The following is a 20923-nucleotide window of genomic DNA, read 5'->3' on the forward strand; positions in this document are numbered from 1 at the left end:
TAAGACAAAAATGTAGCACAAAAAGAAGGGGATGAAAGCGTGTGAAGTGATTTGTCGGATCGCAGGCACGAAAAAGGCGGCAAACGCCGCCTCTTCTGCTTACTGCCTGCTTATACCATCAGACTTATTTGTACAGCTCAGCTGTACCGTACAGATGATTGTCGCCTGACGCACCGATGATGCGGTAAGAGCTTGCACCGGCTTCGCTGGCTTTAGCACTCAGTTTGTTCTGCAGGCTGGTCAGGCTGTTGCCTGCTGTTGCGCTGACAACACCGATTGCTTGCTGATCTGCTGGTGCAGACTGAACTTCAGTGGCTGCCAGCGTTGAGAATGAAGCGGTAGCCAGTGCGAGAGCGGCGAGAGTCATAGTGATGTTTTTCATAATATTTTCCTCAATTCGTTTTTTTAAGCTTTGCCCGGCGTTGTCACCAACGTTCATTTATTGTGCAAAGCTGTCTTCTGTCCGATTTAGCATTTAAGTTATTAATGGATAATTTAAATGCTGATTACCCTGGTGCTAAGGTCCTGCGTGCTTATTTATACAGCTCAGCAGTACCGTAAAGATGGTTGTCACCGGAAGCACCAATGATGCGGTAAGAACTTGCACCGGCTTCGCTGGCTTTCGCGTTCAGCTTGTTCTGCAGGCTGGTCAGGCTGTTACCGGACGTGGCGCTAACCACACCGATGGCTTGCTGACCTGCCGGAGCAGACTGAACTTCAGTCGCGGCCAGGGTGGAGAAAGAAGCGGTAGCAAGGGCGATTGCCGCGAATGTCATAGTGATGTTTTTCATGATGTCTTCCTTTTGATTCTGTTTATCAGCAGATGATTATTCAGTCCGACGTTATTAATTAACGTTCGATAAGTAAATATTAGACCTGGATCACATTCTGCGCAACTTATTTATTTATTAATCGTTAACTAATTGTGCGGAACAATCTGCTAACGTGTTCATCATTCTTATTTGTAGATCTCAGCAGTGCCGTACAGATGGTTGTCACCGGAAGCACCGATGATGCGGTATGAACTTGCACCGGCTTCAGTGGCTTTTGCATTCAGTTTTGACTGCAGGGTACTCAGGTCACCATTAGATGAGGCACTGATGGTACCGACGACTTGCTGGGAAGCGGGTACCGACTGAACTTCTGTTGCTGCCAGTGTTGAGAAAGACGCGGTGGCGAGTGTCAGTGCTGCGATGCTCATTGCGATAGTTTTCATGATGTTTAATCCTGTGCGTTATTTTTTGGTCGGGGCCACTTGTTCAGAGGCCTCAGTTTTCAGGTCAACGTTATTTATTAGTTAACGTTCGATAAGTAAATGTTAGAGGTTGGCGACAGTTTGTGCAAGATGTTTTTTTAATGAGCGTTAACTTATTGTGCTGTGACGGAGATCACATGAAAAGGCCGGTTTGTTTGGTTTTCGTTAATTTTATGTTTTTAAACTACTTCCCCGCACGAATGAAAACTGCTTATCCAATTTTGTGCTGAATGAATCATTAATGATCGCTAGGTTAATGGTTGGTTCTGACGGGGGAGGGTGTTAAAACTGGGGGCGTTCTTACCGGAAGAGTAAAAGATAAGGCGACCAGGGCCGCCTTATCGTGATTCCTGCGCTGAGAGTCAGTCGTCAGTCGCCCGGTTCTTCCTTAATAGTAGATAGAAGCGGGTGTATGACCAGAGGCTGACGGAGCAGGTGGCTGAGTCGGAGAAGTTGAAATACGGCCTTGTGAGGTTTTTTTACTCACATAGGTACCGGGTTTGCAGTAATTGCTGTCCCCGGTCACATTGACCATGGCCACTTCCTGACTCAGTAAAGGCATCATGATAACCTGCTGTGCGGCAACATTGGCAACCGGGACAGCGGTTAAAGCCATAACTGCAAGAAGGATTTTAAGATTACTCATGATGTTACGTCCTGGGTGTGTTACGTGTAAAAACGCTTATAGCTTGTGCAGCTTTGCGGGTTTGAGTGATTTTCTTATCGCTCGATAATTAAATGATAATCTCCGCTGGACTTGTGCGCAACTATTTTTAATAATGATCGTTAAGTTATTTTTATAACGATTAGTTTTAACAACCATAATCACAATGGTGATGGAAGGAGGGTGTATGAGCACTGAACAGACGGCTTTGGTCCGGAAAAGTCGCGGTCGCCCAAAACAGTTTGACCGTGGAACTGCTCTGAGCAAGGCCTTGAATTTATTCTGGCGCCACGGCTATGAGGCCACGTCGCTGGCGGATCTGGTCGAAGCGACAGGTGCAAAAGCGCCCACGCTGTATGCCGAATTCGGTAATAAAGAAGGGCTATTTCGCGCAGCCGTTGAACATTATCTGACTAACTTTTACGAAAAGAGCTCATGTTTATTGAGCAAAACAGATTTGTCCGTCGAAGAAACCATCGGCCAGTATCTGCGGGCTATCGCGGAGCTGTTTACAGACTGCGACACGCCGAGCGGCTGCTTTATGATCAGCGCCTCGTCCGGGATGTCTTCATCCTCTGCCGATATCGCAGAAATGCTGCGCGCACGCCATCTCTCTCAGGAACGCTCATTGTTTGAGTTCTTTGAGAAAAGAAAACAGGCTGGCGAAATGGCCTCTGTTACTGACAGCGCACTGCTGGCGAAATACCTCGCCTGTACGATTCAGGGCTTCTCGGTTCAGGCACGCGATGGCGCCTCTTCCGCCCAGCTGAATCAGCTGATTGACGTGGTCATGAACATCTGGCCACAGCTGAGCAGGGCAACGGTAGTCAGCACTGCCGCGCATTGATGAGTCCTGAGGCATGGGTAAGAAAGAGAATTGAACGCCAGGTGCTGAGTCTTTCGGGCCTGGCATCCGGTGGTATCGATTTTGAATATCCGCCGGGCGATCCGGGGCTGTTTGGCCCGGAAAGCGTGACCTGGCGGGTGCATGGCGATTTTACTTCTATGCTGTGCGGCGGCGTCAGCGCCTTGCTGTTGCAGATGCTTCATCCGCTGGCGCTTGCCGGTGTCTGGGATCACTCCTCATTTCGTGAAGACATGCTTGGCCGCTTGCGGCGCACCAGCCAGTTTGTTTCCTGCACCACTTTCGGACCGACGCGCGATGCCAATGCGTTAATCGAAAAAGTAAAATCCATTCATTTACGCGTAACCGGCACGGATGCTTTTGGCACGCCGTATGCCGCCAGTGACCCGCAGTTGCTGGTCTGGGTACACGTCACCGAAGCCTACAGTTTTCTGCAATCCCATCTTCGTTACCGCAATCCGGCACTCAGTCTGGCCGATCAGAATCGTTATTATCAGGAATTCGCCCGTGTGGCGGAGAGTCTGGGTTCGGCCAACGTTCCGGACAGCGTGGCAGCCGTGGAGGCTTATCTGCAGGCCATGCGCCCGCAGTTACGCTGTGATGAACGCACGCGGGAAGTGGTGAGATTGTTGCAAAATGCCCCCGCCCCAAGCCGTCTGGCAAAGCCGGTTGGCAGCCTGATGATTCAGGCGGGCATAGAATTATTGCCTGACTGGGCGGCCAGGCAACTGGGTATTTCCATTTTCAGGCCGAAACGTCAAATGTTGCGTTTCGCCATCCGCCGCATTGCCAGCGTGCTGCGCTGGGCGGTAAGAAACGGCTCATGGCACCGCGCCATGCGCCGTATGGGACGCCTTAACTGAGCGTTACAGGTGCGGATACACACCCGGTCCAATCGGTAATCCGAGCAGATACCAGCCCACCAGCATCAGCAGCCACACCACGAAAAACACAATCGGATACGGCAGCACCAGCGAATAATAGGTGCCGAGTTTCGCCTCTTTGATGTACCGCTGGAGGAATCCGAGGAACAGCGGCACAAACGGCGACATCGGCGCAAGCGGGATCACCGAAGAATCCGCCACGCGGAACACGATTTGCGCGAACGCTGGATGGAAGCCGAGCAGCATAAACATCGGCACAAAAATCGGAGCCAGAATCGACCAGATGGCCGAGCCGCTGGCGATAAACATGCACAGCAACGCCGAGAGGAAAATCAGCCCGAGGAAAGCCGGAATGCCGGTCATGCCCAGATTTTCCAGCACATCCGTCAGCCCGATCGCCATGAATTTCCCCATGTTGCTCCAGTTAAAAAATGCCACAAACTGGGAGAGCGGGAACACCATCACAATAAAACCGGCCATCGATTTCATCGGATCCACCAGCAGATCCGGCACGTCACTGGCGCTGCGAATTTGCTTTGTCACCATGCCGTAAGGCACGGAAATCACGAAGAAGAACAAAATGATCAGCGGCACAATGCCCTGAATAAAGGGCGAAGGAATGATGCCACCGGTTTTCGGGTTGCGCAGCGGTGCGGCCTCAGGCACCACCAGCAACGCCACCAGCGCGATAAACACCAGCGCCGCAATCCCGCTCGCCATCAGGCCGCGGTTCTGTTCCGGCGTCAGCTTTTTCATCTCTTCATTGCGCTCGCCCTGATACACCGGCAGGCGCGGTTCCACGAATTTATCCGTCAGAACGGCGCCGACAATGGTCAGCAGGATCACCGACGCTGCCATAAAGTACCAGTTGTCGATCACGCTGACCTGCACCGCCGGATTAATGGCTTTCGCCGCTTCGGTACTCAGGCCGGAGAGCAACACATCGGTGGTCACAATCAGCAGATTGGCGGTAAAACCGCAGCCAACCCCGGCAATGGCGGCCAGCAAACCGGCCACCGGATGACGTCCGACCGCGAGGAAAATCAGCGCGCCCAGCGGCGGCATCACCACCAGCGCGGCGTCGGAAGAAATGTGGCTGAAGAAGGCGATAAAAATCACCATATAACTGGCGTAACGGGCATTCACTTTGGAGGCCATTTTGTACATCAGGCTTTGCAACAGCCCGACACGTTCCGCCAGCCCGGCACCGATCACCAGCGCCAGTATCGAACCCAGCGGAGTAAACCCGCTGAAATTCTTGATGACGTTTGGCAAAATCCACTGAATGCCTTCCACACTCAGCAAATTTTTAACCTGGATGATTTCGCCGTTGCTCGGATTTACCGCCGTAATATTCAGCCATGAAATCACCGCGCTCGCGACCATCAGCACGGCAATCAGATACACAAACAATAAAAACGGGTTGGGAATTTTATTACCCACACGTTCAACCCACTGGAGAAATCCTCCCGGACTCTGGCCGGAATCTTGCGCCTGAATACTCATCTGTTAACCCTCTGTCGTGTTTGTCTTTTTTTATATTTATGCCGCTCATGCGTGCCGGAACGGGGCGCGCATGAGCGGGTACCTGCTGATGATTTACTTCAATGGCGAAGGTTTTACGCCCGCCGGGATCGGGCAGTGATACGCACGCCGTGCGCGTTGTGCGTCGCGCTCTTTCTGGCAGGCCGCCAGTAAATCCGGCTGAGTGAGCAGGTCTATGGCGGTCGATGACATGACTTTTGCCGCCAGACACATGCCTTTATGGGCGATAGAGGTACGCCCCTGCGACACAATCTGCCAGGTATGCAGCGGCGAACCGACCGCAAAGCACGGGCTGAAACACTGCGCGGTGGGCACCAGCCAGCTGACATCGCCGACATCCGTTGAGCCGTAGAGGATATTGCCGTTCGGGGCATACGGCGCAACGGCGTCTGTCAGCGGGGAGTGGCGCAGGGTTTCGGCGAATATCACGCCTTCTGCGCCGCTGGTGCGGGAAATATTCAGCAGATTATTATCAATATCCTGATCGCTCAGCGTGGCGTGAATCGACGCTGCAAACGCCCGCTCTTCGGCGGTGTAATGCGGCGTGCCGAAAGCCTGCACGTACTGATACATCGCGCTTTCCAGCGTACAGTTTGGCACATAGTTGGAGCAGGCTTTATCGAAACGCATCGACATCTGTGTGCCGGTCATCAGCGCCGCGCCTTTGGCGATATCCACCACGCGCTCGAAAATCGCCTGCGCCTGATCCATTTGCGGTGCGCGCACCAGATACAGCACCTCGGCATCGGCCTGCACCACGTTTGGCGAAATCCCGCCTGCGTTGGTGATGGCGTAATGCAGGCGTGCTTCCTGAATAATGTGCTCGCGCAGGAAATTCGCCCCGGTATTCATCAGCGTCAGGGCGTCCAGCGCGCTGCGGCCGAGATGCGGTGCGGCGGCGGCGTGTGAGGACACGCCTTTAAAGCTGAACGATGCCTGAATATTGGCCAGCGTCTGGTTGCTGAACATGCCGCTGTAGGTTTCCGGGTGCCAGGTCAGCGCGGCATCGACATCATCAAACAGCCCTTCGCGGGCCATAAAGGTTTTGCCGGAACCGCCTTCTTCGCCGGGACAGCCGTAAAAACGCACCGTGCCCTGAATGTTTTCGCGCTCCATCCAGGCTTTCACCGCCAGCGCGCCGCCGAGTGCAGCGGTGCCCAGCAGATTATGGCCGCAACCGTGGCCGTTACCGTTTTCCACCAGCGGCTGCGCCACGTCGCAACCGGCTTTCTGACTTAAACCGGCCAGCGCATCGAATTCGCCGAGCAGGGCGATCACCGGTTTGCCGCTGCCAAACCGGGCAATGAACGCGGTGTCCATGCCGCCGACGCCGCGCTCAACGACAAATCCGCTGGCTTCCAGTGTGTCGGCCAGCAAAGCCGAGGAGAACGATTCTGCAAAGCGGGTTTCAGGGTGATCCCAGATGGCATCACTGATTTTCGCCAGCGCAGGTTGCTGGTTATCGATGAAATCATTGATAAAACTGACGATATTTTGGTGATCCGCCATCAGTTCTCTCCTTTGAATTCAGCGATGTTCAGCGCCAGCGCCGCCAGCGTTTTAATGCCCTGAGTCATCACTTTTTCATCGAAATCAAACAGTTCATTGTGATGGCCTGCGCTCAGATCGGTGCCGAAAATCACGTAAGAGGCTTCGCCGCCGCGCGATTTAACCCGCTCCATCATATAGGTGGCGTCTTCCGAACCGGCTGCGCCTTCCTGACGGTCAATGATTTGTTCGAACTCGCCGAGTTTTTCCGCCTGACGGTGGATGTAATTCACCCAGGCAGGCGTTGGCGTGCTGCTTTGCGCCGCGCCCATCAGTCTGATGTCGAATTTTACCTGATGCATTTCGGCTGCGCCGGAAATCACTTTCAGCGCCTGCTGATAAATAAATTCGTTCACCTCATTGGTCGTACCGCGCGTTTCCACTTTCATCGTGGCGCTGGAAGGCACCACGTTACGCCCGGTACCGGCCTGTAAAACGCCGACATTGATGCGTGAATCACCGCCGCTGTGGCGCGGGATCGCGTGTAACCCAAGCGTAGCCTGCGCCGCCGCCAGCAGGGCGTTACGGCCGTCTTCCGGTTTGCCGCCGGCGTGCGACGCCACGCCGGTGAAATGCACGTCCAGCTTGGTGGTCGCCATAAAGGTATCGTTGCCGCAAACGATGTGATTCGCCGGTACGCCGGTGCCGATATGCACGGCGGTGAAATACTGCACGTCGTCCACCACGCCTGCTTCCACCATGGATTTCGCGCCGCGCGTGCCTTCTTCGGCAGGCTGGAAAATCAGTTTGATGGTGCCGCAGAGCTGGTCGCGCATCTGCATCAGTACTTCCGCCAGCCCGAGGCCGATGGCGGTGTGACCGTCGTGGCCGCAGGCGTGCATCATGCCGTTATTGGCCGACGCAAACCCTTCGCGGAACGGACGATGTCCGTCTTCCAGCACCTCACATAAATCCAGCGCGTCCATATCGACACGAAAACCCATCACCGGGCCGGGACGCCCGGTGTTCAGCGTGGCGACAATGCCGGTGAAACCGCCGGAAAAATGCGGCATCCAGCGGGCAATCGCCCCCTGTTCCAGCGCGCGCTGTTCCTGTTCGGCTAATACGGCGGCGGAGGGCAGACCCATCCGCGACTCTGCGTCGATCACCTCTTTGCCCAGTTGCAGCGAATAGCCGAGTTTTTCGAGACGATCGGCCACCAGTGTGGAAGTACGAAATTCCAGCCAGCCGGATTCGGCATATTTGTGCAAATCACGGCGTTGCTTTTGCAGGGAAGGGAACAGCTGTTCTACGCGTTCAGAAATCTCATTTACCATCACGGACTCTCTTATTTTCACAGACATGCAGGCTTTCTGCGGCGGGAGGCAGAAAGGAGGAAACCTAAATCTGGAGGGGACTTGCCGGCCTTAGATGATTTTCAATGTACATAAAGCAATCAGGGCATATAAGATGCCAAAATCTTCTTAGTGATAATCAGGGGTTATCAAAGAATCTCATGCCATCACAAATTAAAATGCATCAACTGAGGGCGTTTGTGTCCGTCGCGCGTCATGGCAGTATTCGTGCCGCGAGCCGGATGATGAATCTTTCTCAGCCCGCACTGACCAAATCCATTAAAGAGCTGGAAGAAAGTCTCGGGGCAAGATTGTTTATCCGCCGCCGTCAGGGGGTGACGCTGACCGACTGTGGAGAGGGTTTTTTCAAGCGCGCAAGCCTGATTCTGGAAGAGCTGCGGGTGGCGCAGGAGGACATTACCCAGCGTCTGGGCGGCACCAGCGGCAGGGTGAATATCGGTGTCGGTGCCAGCATTGCGCGCACCGTTATGCCGGAAGTGATTGATCGTTTTCACCGCGAATTCCCCAATGTGAAGGTGCGCATCGCCGAAGGACAGCTGGTGTCGATGATCCCGGAGTTGCGGCAAGGCGAGCTGGATTTCACCGTCAATACCTATTATCAGGGCCCCTTTGATAACGAACTGTTATATGAAAAGCTTATGGATAAAGAGTATCGGGTGGTCGCACGGCGCGGGCATCCGATGCAAAACGCACGTTCAATGAAAGAACTCTTGCACTGCGACTGGACCTTGCCCACCCCGCGCGGCAGTTACTACAAACTGCTCAGCGAAGTGTTCAGTGAAATGGACGCGGAACCCAATATCAGCGTGATTTGCGAGACGTTTATGTCCTGCACCAGCCTTATCGCCAAAACGGATTTCCTCAGCGTGTTGTCGGTGGATGTGATAAGCGATCCGGTGATTGGTCAGAGTCTGGTGGCGCTGGATCTGGATGTTCCGCTGCCCACGGCGACCTTTTATCTGATTCAGCGGCGCGACACGACGCTCACCCCGATGTCGGCACATCTGGCGCAACTGTTTCGTCTGTATTGCCGTTAACCGCCTCATTTTGTGAAAAAAGCGCGTGTTTCGATGATTTATCGGGGATTTTTGGGAATATTGCCCGTTATCGGGCTTGCTTATACGTTCTACACTGGCCATCACAGGGAATAATAAGCTTCCTAATATTGCCGAGGTCATATGCGCCAGTCCGACATTGTTGCTGAAGTCAGTAACGACAAACAAACCCTGACCGCGCTGGTCGAGCAGGACAACCGCGTGGTGTATTTCTACATATTCGCCCGCGAGGATTTGCGCGACCGTTTTCCGAAAATGCGTGCCTGCTGGGTGCGTAACCTGGTGCCTGCGCCGGTAAACGATGACACGCAGGCGATGGAGCACGGCATATCGCCGATGCTGGCGGCGCAATACTGCCGCAATCTGGAGGGCGAAGCGCCGCTGGATCCGTCGCAGATCCAGATCTTATGGAACGAAAGTGATGACGGTGCCGCGTTGTGGTATCAGGGTTTGCTGCTGGCGGTGATCCCCGGCTGGAGTTTGTATATCGATCATTCGGTGTGTTATTCCGCCGGCTGCATCAAAGAGAACCCGCTGACCTTCCCGCTGGGTTCTGCCTCAACCAACACGCAGTGCGAACTGGCGGAAAAAACCCGTCTGTTCTGGCGCGACTGGCAAAATGAGTTCAGCAATCCCTGGCCGAAAATCCAGCGCAAGCTGCTGGAATCTTATGAAGACCGTTTTGGCCCCTCGCTGAAATACTATCTGATCAATCAGGGTAGCTGGCCGCCGATGGCGATTTCCCAGCATGAGGATGACGAGAATTACTATTTCTTCACCGTGGGCATGAGCATCCGCCCGATGCCGCAAATCGACATTATTTTCAACGATGAAGCCGAAAAGCACCGTCGTATCGAACTGGCGTTTTCGGTCGGTAAAGAGTACGTCAGCGAAGAAAATGCCGTGCAGATGGCGAGCGCGCTTTCCGGCTATGCGCAGGTGCCCTGGACCACCCTGAGCTGGCTCGGTGAAGGCCACACGCTGATGTCGCCGATGGCCCCGATGGGTTTCGAAGGCCACGTGATCTCCTCTGCCTTGTGCGGACCTGCGGACAAAATGCGTCTGCCGAAAATTTACGGCGACCCGGTGAATCAGTTTTGGGTATCCCCGGTGTTTACCAGCGAAATGGAGTTTGCCAAGGGTAAACCAAATGGCGGATTCGAGCTGGTGGCCGCGATGATCGAAAGTGGCGTGGGGTATGTTTTTGCGCCGAGAAGCGCGGTGATTTGATGTCAGACCGGCCATCGGGCGGTTTCTTCAGAACGAGAACTTTTCAGAACGAGAACATTTCAGAACGAGAATATTTCGGTTTCTTACGTGCGGTGATCACTTATCACGCTGCGCCGAAACCGCCCAAGAGAGGGAAGTGCTTTCCCTCTCTTGGATCTCTCCCCGCTTTTTCAACACGCGCTCCGCTCGCTGGCTATGTTTCAGGTAGCACGGCGACAGGCTGGAAATCTTGCCGCTGCGCGGTGCCTTCGTTTCGGGTTTGCAGCCTCTGGTCTGCAACCTCTCACTCAGCAAGATTTCTGAATCGCCCGCACGATCTTAAATTCAAAACCCGTTCCCTTTGGCTTTTCAAATCAACATCAGTGAGGTTGTGAAGTAAAAGCCTGAGGCCGGTTCCAAAATACCGCCGGAGGAGAGGCGCAAAACCGCGCGTCTTTTTGCGCGGGTTGTAGCCCGAACGAAGGGCACCGCGCAGCGGCGGGATTTTGCGGCTATCGCTGCGGTACCTGAAACATAGCCAGCGAGCGGAGCGCGCAGTAAAAGAGCCGGAGATTCTTAAGAGGCGCGGCGACAGGCGCCTCTTAAGGCCAGTTTGGGTGGCAACCCAAGGTTTTGACGTTAGCAGCGATTAAACCGCTGCCCCCGGTTTAATTTCCTGCTGAAAATCCTCAGCATCCACGTCATATCCTGAGGGTTCCCACCGTATCGCGGTCAGCACGATCAATCCCGCCAGCGGTGCTAACGCGATCACCCAGAAGACGCCGGTGCCCAGTGCCGCAGAAAGTACCGGGAACAGGAACAGGGAAAGCGTTGAGCTGGCGCGCATCAGCGTCTGGTTGAAGCCGACGCCCATGCCGCGCAGGGAGGTCGGATAACTCAGCGAGGCAAAAGTCATGGTGTGCGAGCCGGGTCCGAAACCCTGACCGAACAGGAATAATGCCAGCATAGCGATGGAGATCGCCGCTTCACCGCCGTCTGCCGGGCGGCCCACCAGCGCGAGGCCGATCATCGCCACCAGCTGGCAGGCGTAACCGGCGTAGGTCATTTTCCATGCGCCAAATTTCGACACATAACGCACCGCAATCAGCCCGCCGACGAAGGCGAAGCACAGGTTCAGCCCGAGTGAGAACAGAATGGTGCTGATCATCGACTGTTGCAGGAAGCTCGATAAAATCACCGGCAGCCCGAACGCCACGGCGTTATAAGCAAACGACGAAGCCACGGCGGTGACGGTCGCCAGCACGGTGCGGCGCAGGTAAATGCCCTGCAACAGCGTGCCGTAGTTGCGCCATGCGGCTTTGCGCACTTTCACCTGCGGCGTTTTATCCGCATCGTCGGCAACAACGGCATTGATGTTATAAGACTTGCGCAGGATAGCCGCCGCACCTTGCAGGTCGCCCTGATTGGCCGCCCACACCGGCGATTCATTCATATAACGGTGGCGGATGGCGATAATCAGAATGGCAGGCACCGCGCCGAAACCGAGGATCAGACGCCATAACCAGTCGGTGTGCGTGGCGGGCAGCACCGCATACAGCAGCAGCACCAGCAGATAGGAGACGCTGATGGCGGCGTACCACGTCGGGCACCACATCGCCACGCGCGAGGCTTTATTGCCGCGCCCCTGCAGTTTTGAGAACTCCGCCAGAAACGCCATCGCCACCGGCAAATCGATGCCCACGCCCAGCCCCATCACAAAACGCGAGCCGCCCAGCACCCATTCATTTGGCGCAAACGCACAGGCCAGCGCCGCAATCACGAAGAAGAACATGTCGGCCATGAACACGCGATAACGGCCAATTTTGTCGGTCAGATAACCACCGAACAGTGCACCGACAATCGCCCCGAAAGTGATCGCCGAGGCGACGAAGCCTGTGCCGGAAGGCGTCAGCCCGAACTGGCGGGTGATATCTTTCATGCCGAAGGCCAGCGCGCCGAGATCGTAAGCGTCGAGGAAAACGCCGCCCAGTGCGATGGCAATCACCACACGCGCGTCGCTGAGCTTCGCGGCGCCGCGGTTAACTAACTGCGTAATATCGGAGGCGGAACGGATCACCACCGGTTGATCAGACGCCGCATCCGCCGCGCCGGAGTACCCTGAAGAGGCGGCCGGAGAGGCCGCAATAGAATCAGACATGGTTTTGTTTACGCTTTTTGACAAAAAAACCAGCATAGAGGCGACGTGATGCCGGTCACAAGTCCTGATTACCCGAGACATAACATCAAATGGCTATAACTTAAAACAAAGCGATCTAAGCCTGCGCTTAAAACCCCCTCATCAGTTCGTCTGCCGCCTTCTGCACGCTGTGCCAACCGGCATTATCCATTTCGCAGATTAGCTGTGCAGCAATACGCATTTCCCAGGCCGGTTGCGCCCTGCTTTTATACCTCACCATCAGACCCCTTACCCAAAATTGAACTATCCTTGTCAGCACGCTGTTTTCACTGATGAAAGCTAATTTGCCAGACCGTCGCCCGGCGACATAAACCCAAAAAATCAAAAAGAGGACTTACCATGACTGCAAAAACAGGGCGGATGCGGGGAATGACCGCAGCATTGCTGGCGCTGTCGGCAATGAGTTTCACCGCACATGCGGCGGATGAGACGGTGCGCGTGGGGTCGAAAATTGATACCGAAGGATCGCTGCTCGGCAACATCATTATTCAGGTGCTGGAAGCTAACGGCATCAAGACCACCAACAAGCTGCAACTGGGTACGACCAAAGTGGTGCGCGGCGCGATCTCTGCCGGTGAAATTGATATCTACCCGGAATACACCGGTAACGGTGCCTTCTTCTTCTCAGACGAAAAAGACCCGGCGTGGAAAAATGCGCAGGCCGGTTTCGACAAAGTGAAAAAGCTCGATTACGACCAGAATAAAATCGTCTGGCTGGATCCGTCCCCGGCGAACAATACCTGGACCATCGCGGTGCGTAACGATCTGGCGAGTGCGCATGGCCTGAAATCACTGGCTGATCTGGGCAAATACATCAGCTCCGGCGGCGATTTTAAACTGGCAGCGTCGGCAGAATTTATCGAGCGTCCTGATGCGTTACCGGCGTTTGAAAATGCCTACGGCTTCAAGCTGAATCAGGCACAGCTGCTGTCACTGGCGGGCGGCGATACGGCGGTCACTATCAAAGCCGCAGCGGAAAAAACCTCCGGTGTGAATGCGGCGATGGCTTACGGTACTGACGGCCCGGTGGCCGCACTCGGCCTGCAAACGCTGGAAGATCCGAAAGGCGTTCAGCCGATTTATGCACCTGCGCCGATCATCCGTGAGGCCTCGCTGAAAGCCCATCCGAACATTCCGGCGCTACTGAAACCGGTCTTCGCTTCGCTGGATACTAAAACGCTGCAAACGCTGAATGCGAAAATCGCGGTCGGCGGGCTGGATGCGAAGAAAGTCGCGGCGAAGTATTTGCAGGAAAAGGGTTTCGTTAAAAAATAATCGGGCAGTGACGCCCAGAGCACGGCCTGCGGGTCGTGCTCTCCGGACTCAGGTACTGTTTTGACTCATCATTCATTCGTCAAAAACCGCGTGCTGCTGACGCTGGTTTTGCTGCTTTTGCTGGCCGGTTATGGCCTGGCATTTCTCAGCCATGCGCCGAACCGGCTGGTGTCGGGGCAGGGCATTTCACTAGTGACGCTGCTGCACGGCACCTCCACGCTGATTTTGCTGCCCGCGCTGTTGCTGCTGGTGGCGGCCTTCCTCACGTTATACGGAAAACATCACCTGCTGGTAATGTTGCTGGCGGAAATTCTGCTGGCGGCGCTGGTGTGGCTGGCCGGGCACAGCGCAGTGCAACTGACCGGTGGCGATGAGGACAGCATTGCGCGTACCTCGCTCGGCGGCGGTTTCTGGGCTGCCTCGGCGCTGTGTCTGCTGATCGCCTCTGACGCCATCTCCCGGTTTACCCGCAACCACAGCCTGCGGATTGTGCTCAACGTCCAGATGATATTGCCGGTGGTATTGCTGCTGGCGTACGGCCAGCTGGCCGAACTTTCTTTGTTAAAAGAATACGATAACCGCTCCGACGTGTTTAACGACGCCTTGTGGCAGCATCTGGGCATTTTGTCCGGCACGCTGCTGCCTGCGGTGCTGATCGGCCTGCCGGTCGGTTTGTTCTGCCACCGCTCGCCGCGCTGGCGCGGCGCTGTGCTGTCGGTGCTCAATATCATTCAGACCGTGCCGTCGATCGCCCTGTTTGGCCTGCTGCTTGCGCCACTGGCCGGGCTTGCGAAAGCGTTGCCGTGGCTGGCGGAACATGGCATCAGCGGTATCGGGCTGGCACCGGCGATTATCGCGCTGGTGCTGTATTCGCTGCTGCCGCTGGTGCGCGGCGTGATCGCCGGGCTGGATTCGGTGCCGGAAGCGGTGATCGAGTCGGCGCGCGGCATGGGCATGAACCGCGTTCAGATTTTTTTCCGCGTACAACTGCCCATTGCTTTGCCGGTCATCCTCACCGGCATCCGCATTGTCGCGGTGCAAACGGTGGGTATGGCGATGGTCGCCGCGCTTATCGGCGCGGGTGGCCTCGGTGCCATTATGTTCCAGGGATTACTCAGCAGTGCACTGGATCTGGTGCTGCTTGGCGTCATCCCGGCGGTGCTGATGGCGGTGGTCGTCGACAGCCTGTTTAAATTCGCAGTCTCACTACTGGAAACTTCACGCAGATGATTCATTTCAAGCAGGTTAGCAAACACTTTGCCGGAAAAGCGGTCGTGCGCGATCTCACGCTGGAAATGGCCAAAGGCGAATTCACGGTGCTGATTGGTACGTCCGGTTCCGGAAAATCCACCACGCTGAAAATGATTAACCGGCTGGTGGAGCACGACCGGGGGGAAATTCTATTTGCCGGTGAACCGATAGAAAAATTCCGCGCGCAGGATCTGCGCCGCCGGATGGGCTATGCGATCCAGTCGATTGGCCTGTTCCCGCACTGGACGGTCGAGGAGAATATCGCCACGGTGCCGCAACTGCTGAAATGGCCGAAGGCGAAAATCCGCGACCGCGTGACCGAATTATTGTCGCTGCTCAATCTCGATCCGAAACAGTTTCGTCAGCGTTATCCGCATCAGCTTTCCGGCGGGCAACAACAGCGCGTCGGCGTGGCGCGTGCGCTGGCGTCTGACCCGGAAGTGTTGCTGATGGATGAACCTTTCGGCGCGCTTGACCCGGTGACCCGCGCCACGTTGCAGGAAGAAGTGGCACGCATCCATAAAATGACCCACCGCACCATTGTGCTGGTGACACATGATATTGATGAAGCGCTGACGCTGGCCGACCGCATTGTGCTGCTTAACGACGGGCAGGTGGTGCAGCAGGGAACGCCACTGGAGTTGCTGACCCAACCGGCGACGCCGTTCGTGCGCGATTTCTTTGGCGGCAGCGACATGGGCATTCGTCTGCTGTCGTTGCAGGATGTCAGTTCGCGCACCCGCCACGGCGAACACTATACCGGCAGCCAGAAACCGCTGCGGGCGTCGATGAGCCTGAGTCAGGCGTTGTCTGCGTTTGTCGCGCAGCAGGCTGCGCAGCTGCCGGTGGTGGATGAGCAGGGGCAACCGGTCGGCGTGTTGCATTTTGCCGATCTCACCGCGCAAAGGAGTGAGGCATGAAACGAGGTTTACGGCAGGTCATCACCGATCCCTTACCCTGGTTGTTCGCGTTATTGCTGGCGCTGATTTTCGGCATGACCTCGCTCGGCGGGGTGTTCCACTGGATGTTTCCGCAACTGAGCCGGCCGGTTTATCAGCAGGAAAGTTTTGCCTCGCTGGTGGCCGCGCATCTGATGCTGGTGGGTATATCCAGCCTGATTGCGGTGGTGATCGGCGTGGCGGCGGGGGTTGGCGTTACGCGCCCGGCAGGGAAAGAATTTCGCTCACTGGTGGAGACGTTGGTGGCGATGGGGCAGACCTTTCCGCCGGTGGCGGTGCTGGCCGTGGCGGTACCGGTGATGGGGTTCAGCGAAAAACCGGCGATTATCGCGCTGGTCCTTTACGGCTTGCTGCCGATATTGCAGGGAACCATTGCCGGTATTGAATCCGTGTCTGCCTCGGCGCGGGAAATTGCGCAAGGTGTCGGCATGAGCCGCTGGCAGATGTTGCGTAAAGTGGAGATTCCGCTGGCGGCGCCGGTGATCATCGCCGGGATCCGGACTTCCGTTATCATCAATATCGGCACGGCGGCGATTGCCTCGACGGTCGGCACATCGAGCCTCGGTTCACCGATCATCATCGGGCTGAGCGGCTTCAACACCGCCTATGTGTTGCAGGGGGCGGCGATCGTCGCGCTGCTGGCGATTTGCGTGGATATGCTGTTTGAACGCTGGAGCCGCTGGTTACACCGCTGGCAGCAGCGGTCAGCAGACGAATCAGTTCGCTGACGCAGAGGGTGGCGCAGGCACCACGGACGGGGCATCGTTATCGCTGACCGGTTTGGCGTCATCCTGAATAACCACGGCGTAGCCTGCAACCATCACGCCACCGATCGCGCCAATTGCCATCAGACCAAACAATGCGATAAATAATTTTTTGCCAAGCGAGTTCATGTGCAGTACCTCAGAAAATGAGTCGGGAATTATAAATTGTTTCGTTACCCCTGCAACACACTATTCATGCGGCGATTACTTTATCGCTGATCTCAGCGCATATTTTGTCATATGCAGAAACTTTTTAGCAACATTTTGATGCGATCGCACAGATTTCCTTGCCGTTAATCAGGGCAATAGCGTTAACTGTCTGCCTTCGTTATCACGCTAATAAGTTACTCCTATGCCTTCAGTCTCCCGTTCCTTGCTGCCGTTAATCGCTGCTTTGTTTGCACTGTATTTTATCTGGGGTTCTACCTATTTTGTGATCCGCGTCGGTGTGGAAAGCTGGCCGCCGCTGATGATGGCCGGGCTGCGTTTCTTTCTCGCCGGCTGTGTGATGTTCACTTTTCTGCTGCTGCGCGGGCATAAGTTCCCCGGTCTGAAACAGTGGCTGGCCGCCGGTGCGGTGGGTATTTTGCTGCTCTCGGTGGGCAATGGTCTGGTGACCGTCGCGGAACATATGCAGGTGCCGTCCGGCATTGCGGCGGTAATGGTGGCGACCGTGCCCCTGTTTACGCTGTGCTTTAGCCGCCTGTGGGGGATGCCGAACAGCCGTCTGGAATGGACCGGCGTGGGCATTGGCCTGTTTGGGATTGTGCTGCTCAATACCGGCAGCAATCTGGGGGGCAATCCGTGGGGTGCGGCGCTGATTCTGCTGGCCTCGATAAGCTGGGCATTCGGTTCGGTATGGAGTTCGCGTCTGCCGCTGCCAGCAGGCCTGATGGCCGGTGCGGCGGAGATGATTGTCGCCGGCGTGGTGTTGCTGATCGCCAGCCAGTTAAACGGCGAGCACCTGGCCGCCACGCCTTCTCTGCACGGCTTTCTGGCGCTCGGTTATCTGATTGTGTTCGGCTCGATGATCGCCATCAGTGCATACATGTTCCTGCTAAAAACCGTACGTCCGGCCCTCGCCACCAGCTACGCCTACGTCAACCCGATCGTCGCCGTTCTGCTCGGCATTGGCTTCGCCGGTGAATCTCTGTCACCGGTCGAATGGGTCGCGCTGGGAATTATCCTGTGCGCAGTGCTGCTGGTCACGCTGGGGAAATTTGTCTTCGGACGAAGGAAATCGGTCATTAAGGAAGTGAAGGTTTAACCGAAAGCCGATGTTTTTTTACTCCTCCCCTGTGCAGGGGAGGCGGCAGACCTATTTCTTCTCAAAGAACAACGTCACCCGCGCCACTTCTACGCCGAATTTTTTCAGCGAGGTGACGTTAAACAGGTGCTGTTCATCCTGCTGGTAAATCCAGTCATCGAACGTCAGGCGGTAGGTGCTGCCGCCTGATTTGACGTCCATCACGTAGTTCCAGTTAAACGCATTGCCCGCCGACTGGCCTTTTGCGGTGCCGATGATGTCGCCGGCGGTGCCGGTGTAAGTGCCGTCAGCCAGTTTGCGGATGTGCCAGACGCGGGTCTGTTTCTCGCCATCGTCATAGACAAAATCTTCATGCAGCGTCAGCGTGTCGGCAACCACATCGCCGCGAATTTTCACCGCAAAACGCCGCGTTTGTTTGTGCGTGTAATCCTGCACCATGCCGTAAGCCACGCTGTCACCGCTGAAATAAGTGAAAATATCCAGCTTCGGTTGTGTCTGTGCGTAATCTTTGATGTCTGCGCTGCAACTGGTGAGTAACAGCACGCAGGCTGTCATCAGACCGAGAAAACCTTTGCGCAGAACAGAGCGGGAAACTGTCATAAAACCTCCGGTCGGATGAACCTTAATCTGACGCCGATGCGCCGATGAGCTTGCTGCGTAAATCAGGATACTGCGTGGCGGGAGAGAGCCAGATCGCCAGAAACGCATCGCGAAACGCCGGGCTGAAGGTTTCGCCGACGGGCGCTGTCATCACGCTGTTGGGGGCGCGGCTGTAAAACTGACCGCCTTTTTCAGTGGCGAGAAAGACGATCTGGCTGCCATTACTGACATCCGGCCAGGTCTTTTCAACGGCTTCCAGCCAGCCATTTTTTTGCGCCTCACTGTCGATGCCCAGTTTTTGCCACTGTTCTTCAGTGGCTTTGGTCAGCTCCTCGCGATCAATACTGCGCAGATAATCAATAACCAGTGCCTGCGGCCATTTTTGCGCCTCATATTTGCCCCCCGGAGTCAGTAATGAGGAATGATAAACCTCGAACGGCCCCCAGGTTAAGGTGGCGCGGCCAACCTGTTGCCACTGCGCCCAGGGCGTGGAGGCAAACGCAGAGAAGGAAAGCATCAGTGCCAGTGCTGCGGTTAACATACGTCTCATGGTTTTCTCCTGTGCAGTAAAACCGGCAGGCTGATAAGCGGCAGGAACACCGCCCAGCCCGCTGCCATCAGCAACCAGACGTGAGCGGGAGAGGCGAGAAGTTCCATCGCCCCCAGACGCATACCGATGAAATACGCCAGCGGGCCGCTGACCGCGCCGAGCGGGATCAGCCAGTACCAGGCGAACTGTAAATAACCCAGAAGCCACAACCACCACGCGCTGAAACCCAGCCACAGCGCCATCATCCAAGGCGGGACGCCGGTCGAACCGGTGAACTCAAACAGCCCGAGAATGCACCAGACAGAATCAAGAATAATGCCCAGCGTGCAGGCCACCGCCACCCATAACCGGCGGCGGGACGGTGTAAACGCCAGCATCAGAAAGCTGCTGATCAGCAGAAAAACAATAACGCGTTCGCGCCCCCACACGGCCAGCGTCCACCAGGCATCAAAGCCCAGCGTCAGCAGCCAGAAGCGCAGGGTGCTCATGCGCGCCGCTCGGCGATAAGCTGCACGGTGCTGATGGTGCGGGCGCGGAATCCGGCCTCGCAGTAGCACAGATAAAACAGCCACAGGCGGCGGAAACGTTCGTCCTGCGCGCCATCCAGCTGGGCATTCCAGTAACGTTGTACGCGTTCACGCCATTCATGCAGCGTGCGGGCATAGTCGAAACCAATGTCGAACAGATCGCGTACCACCAGGCCGGTGCAGCGGGTCATGGTGTCGTTCATGGCGGTAATGGAAGGTAAAAAACCGCCGGGAAACACGTAACGCTGAATGAAATCGACGTTGCGGCTGTAAGAGGCATAACGCTGATCGGCAATGGTGATCGCCTGAATGGCCATGCGGCCGTTCGGCTTGAGCAGGGCGTTGCAGCGTTTGAAAAAGGTTTTGAGGTAGCGTTTGCCGACCGCTTCGATCATCTCTATCGACACCAGTTTGTCGAACTGCCCGCGCAGCGCGCGATAGTCTTCAAACAGCACGGTGACGCGACCGGTCAGACCGGCCTTTTCGATGCGCTCGCAGGCATAGTCGTACTGCTCGCGGGAAATCGTGGTGGTGGTGACCTTACAGCCATATTCACGGGCGGCGAATTCCGCCATGGCTCCCCAGCCGGTACCGATTTCCAGCAGGTGATCCCCTGCATGCAGGTGCAGCTGATCGCACAGGCGACGCATTTTTGCTTCCTGCGCCTGTTCCAGCGTCATCTGCGGTTCCTGATACCAGGCCGACGAATAGAGCATTTTCTCATCGAGAAAACCCTGGTAAAAATCGTTGCCCAGATCGTAATGGGCTGAAATGTTTTTGCGTGCCTGCGACGGACTGTTGCGGCGGAAAAAGTGGATCAGGCTGTTTACCGGCGCGGTGACCCAGCTCAGGCGGGCCTCGAGCTTATCAACCAGTTTGAGGTTTTCCGCCAGCAGTTGCAGCACGGTGGTCAGATTGGGCGTCGTCCAGTCGCCGTCAATATAACTTTCTCCCGCCGCAATGCTGCCGCCGAGCAAAACACGGCGGTAGGCGCGCAGGTTATGTACTTCGATTTCCCCCTGCAGCGGCGCCGTCGGGTCACCAAAAAACAGCGAATTCTCGCCTGCTTCCCGCAGGGTCAGACCGGCACCATGCAGCTGTTTTAACACGCCGAGGATCAGTGCGCGTGCAGCCTTGCTGCGCCGGTTCGTCGCCCCTTCGCGGGCGAGTTGCACTTCGGGTTGGCTCATGA

21 protein-coding genes and 1 pseudogene are annotated in these 20923 nt (G+C 56.0%); 9 read left to right on the forward strand and 13 right to left on the reverse strand.

Annotated features, from left to right (window positions below; all coding sequences use genetic code 11):
• Positions 1 to 124: 124 nt before the first annotated feature.
• From bhsA (ACQZQY_RS11880) to ACQZQY_RS11895, 4 genes are all read right to left on the reverse strand, one after another.
• Positions 125 to 382, reverse strand: a complete 258-nt coding sequence (bhsA, locus tag ACQZQY_RS11880; protein ID WP_056779142.1) for a multiple stress resistance protein BhsA — start codon at positions 380 to 382, stop codon at positions 125 to 127.
• Positions 383 to 533: 151 nt separating this feature from the next.
• Positions 534 to 791, reverse strand: a complete 258-nt coding sequence (gene bhsA / locus ACQZQY_RS11885; protein WP_056778321.1) for a multiple stress resistance protein BhsA — start codon at positions 789 to 791, stop codon at positions 534 to 536.
• A 167-nt stretch (positions 792 to 958) separates the two neighbouring features.
• Positions 959 to 1216 carry a multiple stress resistance protein BhsA gene (bhsA, locus tag ACQZQY_RS11890; RefSeq protein ID WP_431297133.1) on the reverse strand — a complete coding sequence of 86 codons (258 nt, stop codon included), beginning with the start codon at positions 1214 to 1216 and terminating at the stop codon, positions 959 to 961.
• Positions 1217 to 1643: 427 nt separating this feature from the next.
• Positions 1644 to 1901 carry a hypothetical protein gene (locus ACQZQY_RS11895; protein WP_122095817.1) on the reverse strand — a complete coding sequence of 86 codons (258 nt, stop codon included), beginning with the start codon at positions 1899 to 1901 and terminating at the stop codon, positions 1644 to 1646.
• 205 nt (positions 1902 to 2106) lie between these two features.
• Here ACQZQY_RS11895 and ACQZQY_RS11900 point away from each other — a divergent pair, with 205 nt between their 5' ends.
• Both ACQZQY_RS11900 and ACQZQY_RS11905 read left to right on the forward strand, forming a co-directional pair.
• The gene (locus tag ACQZQY_RS11900) at positions 2107 to 2766 is read left to right on the forward strand and encodes a TetR/AcrR family transcriptional regulator (RefSeq protein WP_136375112.1); all 660 of its coding nucleotides are present in this window, start codon (positions 2107 to 2109) and stop codon (positions 2764 to 2766) included.
• Positions 2766 to 3647: an oxygenase MpaB family protein gene (locus tag ACQZQY_RS11905; protein ID WP_431297134.1), complete on the forward strand. Its 882-nt coding sequence runs from the start codon at positions 2766 to 2768 to the stop codon at positions 3645 to 3647. The genes ACQZQY_RS11900 and ACQZQY_RS11905 overlap by 1 nt, the downstream gene beginning before the upstream one ends.
• Positions 3648 to 3650: 3 nt before the next feature.
• Here ACQZQY_RS11905 and abgT read toward each other — a convergent pair whose 3' ends face one another.
• The 3 genes from abgT to ACQZQY_RS11920 form a co-directional block, all read right to left on the reverse strand.
• Positions 3651 to 5174, reverse strand: coding sequence for a p-aminobenzoyl-glutamate transporter (gene abgT / locus ACQZQY_RS11910; RefSeq protein WP_122095815.1), 1524 nt, complete (start codon positions 5172 to 5174; stop codon positions 3651 to 3653).
• Between the two features lie 93 nt (positions 5175 to 5267).
• Positions 5268 to 6722: a M20 family metallopeptidase gene (locus tag ACQZQY_RS11915; RefSeq protein WP_431297135.1), complete on the reverse strand. Its 1455-nt coding sequence runs from the start codon at positions 6720 to 6722 to the stop codon at positions 5268 to 5270.
• The gene (locus tag ACQZQY_RS11920) at positions 6722 to 8038 is read right to left on the reverse strand and encodes a M20 family metallo-hydrolase (protein WP_431297186.1); all 1317 of its coding nucleotides are present in this window, start codon (positions 8036 to 8038) and stop codon (positions 6722 to 6724) included. Before ACQZQY_RS11920 ends, ACQZQY_RS11915 begins: the two co-directional genes overlap by 1 nt.
• A gap of 179 nt (positions 8039 to 8217) precedes the next feature.
• On the opposite strand from ACQZQY_RS11920, the gene ACQZQY_RS11925 reads away from it, so the two are divergent.
• Together ACQZQY_RS11925 and ACQZQY_RS11930 are read left to right on the forward strand one after the other, a co-directional pair.
• Entirely contained in the window at positions 8218 to 9114 is an 897-nt protein-coding gene (locus ACQZQY_RS11925; RefSeq protein ID WP_056778350.1) for a LysR family transcriptional regulator, read from the forward strand.
• Between the two features lie 141 nt (positions 9115 to 9255).
• A complete protein-coding gene (locus ACQZQY_RS11930) occupies positions 9256 to 10362 on the forward strand; it encodes a suppressor of fused domain protein (RefSeq protein ID WP_414071393.1) in 1107 nt (368 codons plus the stop codon).
• 628 nt (positions 10363 to 10990) lie between these two features.
• Here the strand turns inward: ACQZQY_RS11930 and ACQZQY_RS11935 are convergent.
• Positions 10991 to 12499, reverse strand: a complete 1509-nt coding sequence (locus tag ACQZQY_RS11935; protein ID WP_431297136.1) for an MFS transporter — start codon at positions 12497 to 12499, stop codon at positions 10991 to 10993.
• A 399-nt stretch (positions 12500 to 12898) separates the two neighbouring features.
• Between ACQZQY_RS11935 and osmF the strand changes: the two genes are divergently transcribed.
• Genes osmF through ACQZQY_RS11955 form a run of 4 tightly spaced genes read left to right on the forward strand, consistent with a single transcriptional unit; the run spans position 12899 to position 16751 of the window.
• The gene (gene osmF, locus ACQZQY_RS11940) at positions 12899 to 13813 is read left to right on the forward strand and encodes a glycine betaine ABC transporter substrate-binding protein OsmF (RefSeq protein ID WP_414071848.1); all 915 of its coding nucleotides are present in this window, start codon (positions 12899 to 12901) and stop codon (positions 13811 to 13813) included.
• A gap of 60 nt (positions 13814 to 13873) precedes the next feature.
• Positions 13874 to 15043 (forward strand): ABC transporter permease, encoded by a 1170-nt coding sequence (locus ACQZQY_RS11945; protein ID WP_217204874.1) that lies wholly within the window; start codon positions 13874 to 13876, stop codon positions 15041 to 15043.
• Positions 15040 to 15984, forward strand: coding sequence for an ABC transporter ATP-binding protein (locus ACQZQY_RS11950; protein ID WP_431297137.1), 945 nt, complete (start codon positions 15040 to 15042; stop codon positions 15982 to 15984). The genes ACQZQY_RS11945 and ACQZQY_RS11950 overlap by 4 nt, the downstream gene beginning before the upstream one ends.
• On the forward strand, positions 15981 to 16751 hold the full coding sequence (locus ACQZQY_RS11955; protein ID WP_183846288.1) for an ABC transporter permease: 771 nt from the start codon (positions 15981 to 15983) through the stop codon (positions 16749 to 16751). Before ACQZQY_RS11950 ends, ACQZQY_RS11955 begins: the two co-directional genes overlap by 4 nt.
• A 63-nt stretch (positions 16752 to 16814) precedes the next feature.
• Here ACQZQY_RS11955 and ACQZQY_RS11960 read toward each other — a convergent pair.
• Positions 16815 to 16916: pseudogene (locus ACQZQY_RS11960) on the reverse strand (hypothetical protein); the annotation flags it as partial.
• 223 nt (positions 16917 to 17139) lie between these two features.
• On the opposite strand from ACQZQY_RS11960, the gene yedA reads away from it, so the two are divergent.
• Positions 17140 to 18054 (forward strand): drug/metabolite exporter YedA, encoded by a 915-nt coding sequence (gene yedA, locus ACQZQY_RS11965; protein ID WP_122095808.1) that lies wholly within the window; start codon positions 17140 to 17142, stop codon positions 18052 to 18054.
• A 51-nt stretch (positions 18055 to 18105) separates the two neighbouring features.
• Here the strand turns inward: yedA and ACQZQY_RS11970 are convergent, their stop codons facing one another.
• From ACQZQY_RS11970 to ACQZQY_RS11985, 4 genes are read right to left on the reverse strand one after another with little or no spacing between them, the layout of a single operon-like run.
• A complete protein-coding gene (locus tag ACQZQY_RS11970; protein ID WP_056778373.1) occupies positions 18106 to 18654 on the reverse strand; it encodes a DUF3833 domain-containing protein in 549 nt (182 codons plus the stop codon).
• A 22-nt stretch (positions 18655 to 18676) separates the two neighbouring features.
• Positions 18677 to 19204 (reverse strand): hypothetical protein, encoded by a 528-nt coding sequence (locus tag ACQZQY_RS11975; protein WP_431297138.1) that lies wholly within the window; start codon positions 19202 to 19204, stop codon positions 18677 to 18679.
• Positions 19201 to 19692 carry a DUF2878 domain-containing protein gene (locus tag ACQZQY_RS11980; RefSeq protein WP_056778379.1) on the reverse strand — a complete coding sequence of 164 codons (492 nt, stop codon included), beginning with the start codon at positions 19690 to 19692 and terminating at the stop codon, positions 19201 to 19203. The genes ACQZQY_RS11975 and ACQZQY_RS11980 overlap by 4 nt, the downstream gene beginning before the upstream one ends.
• Entirely contained in the window at positions 19689 to 20921 is a 1233-nt protein-coding gene (locus ACQZQY_RS11985; RefSeq protein WP_431297139.1) for a class I SAM-dependent methyltransferase, read from the reverse strand. Before ACQZQY_RS11985 ends, ACQZQY_RS11980 begins: the two co-directional genes overlap by 4 nt.
• Positions 20922 to 20923 lie beyond the last annotated feature (2 nt).

This window comes from Rahnella sp. PAMC25559 (genome assembly GCF_050632365.1).
In the GTDB taxonomy this organism is placed as follows: domain Bacteria; phylum Pseudomonadota; class Gammaproteobacteria; order Enterobacterales; family Enterobacteriaceae; genus Rahnella; species Rahnella rivi.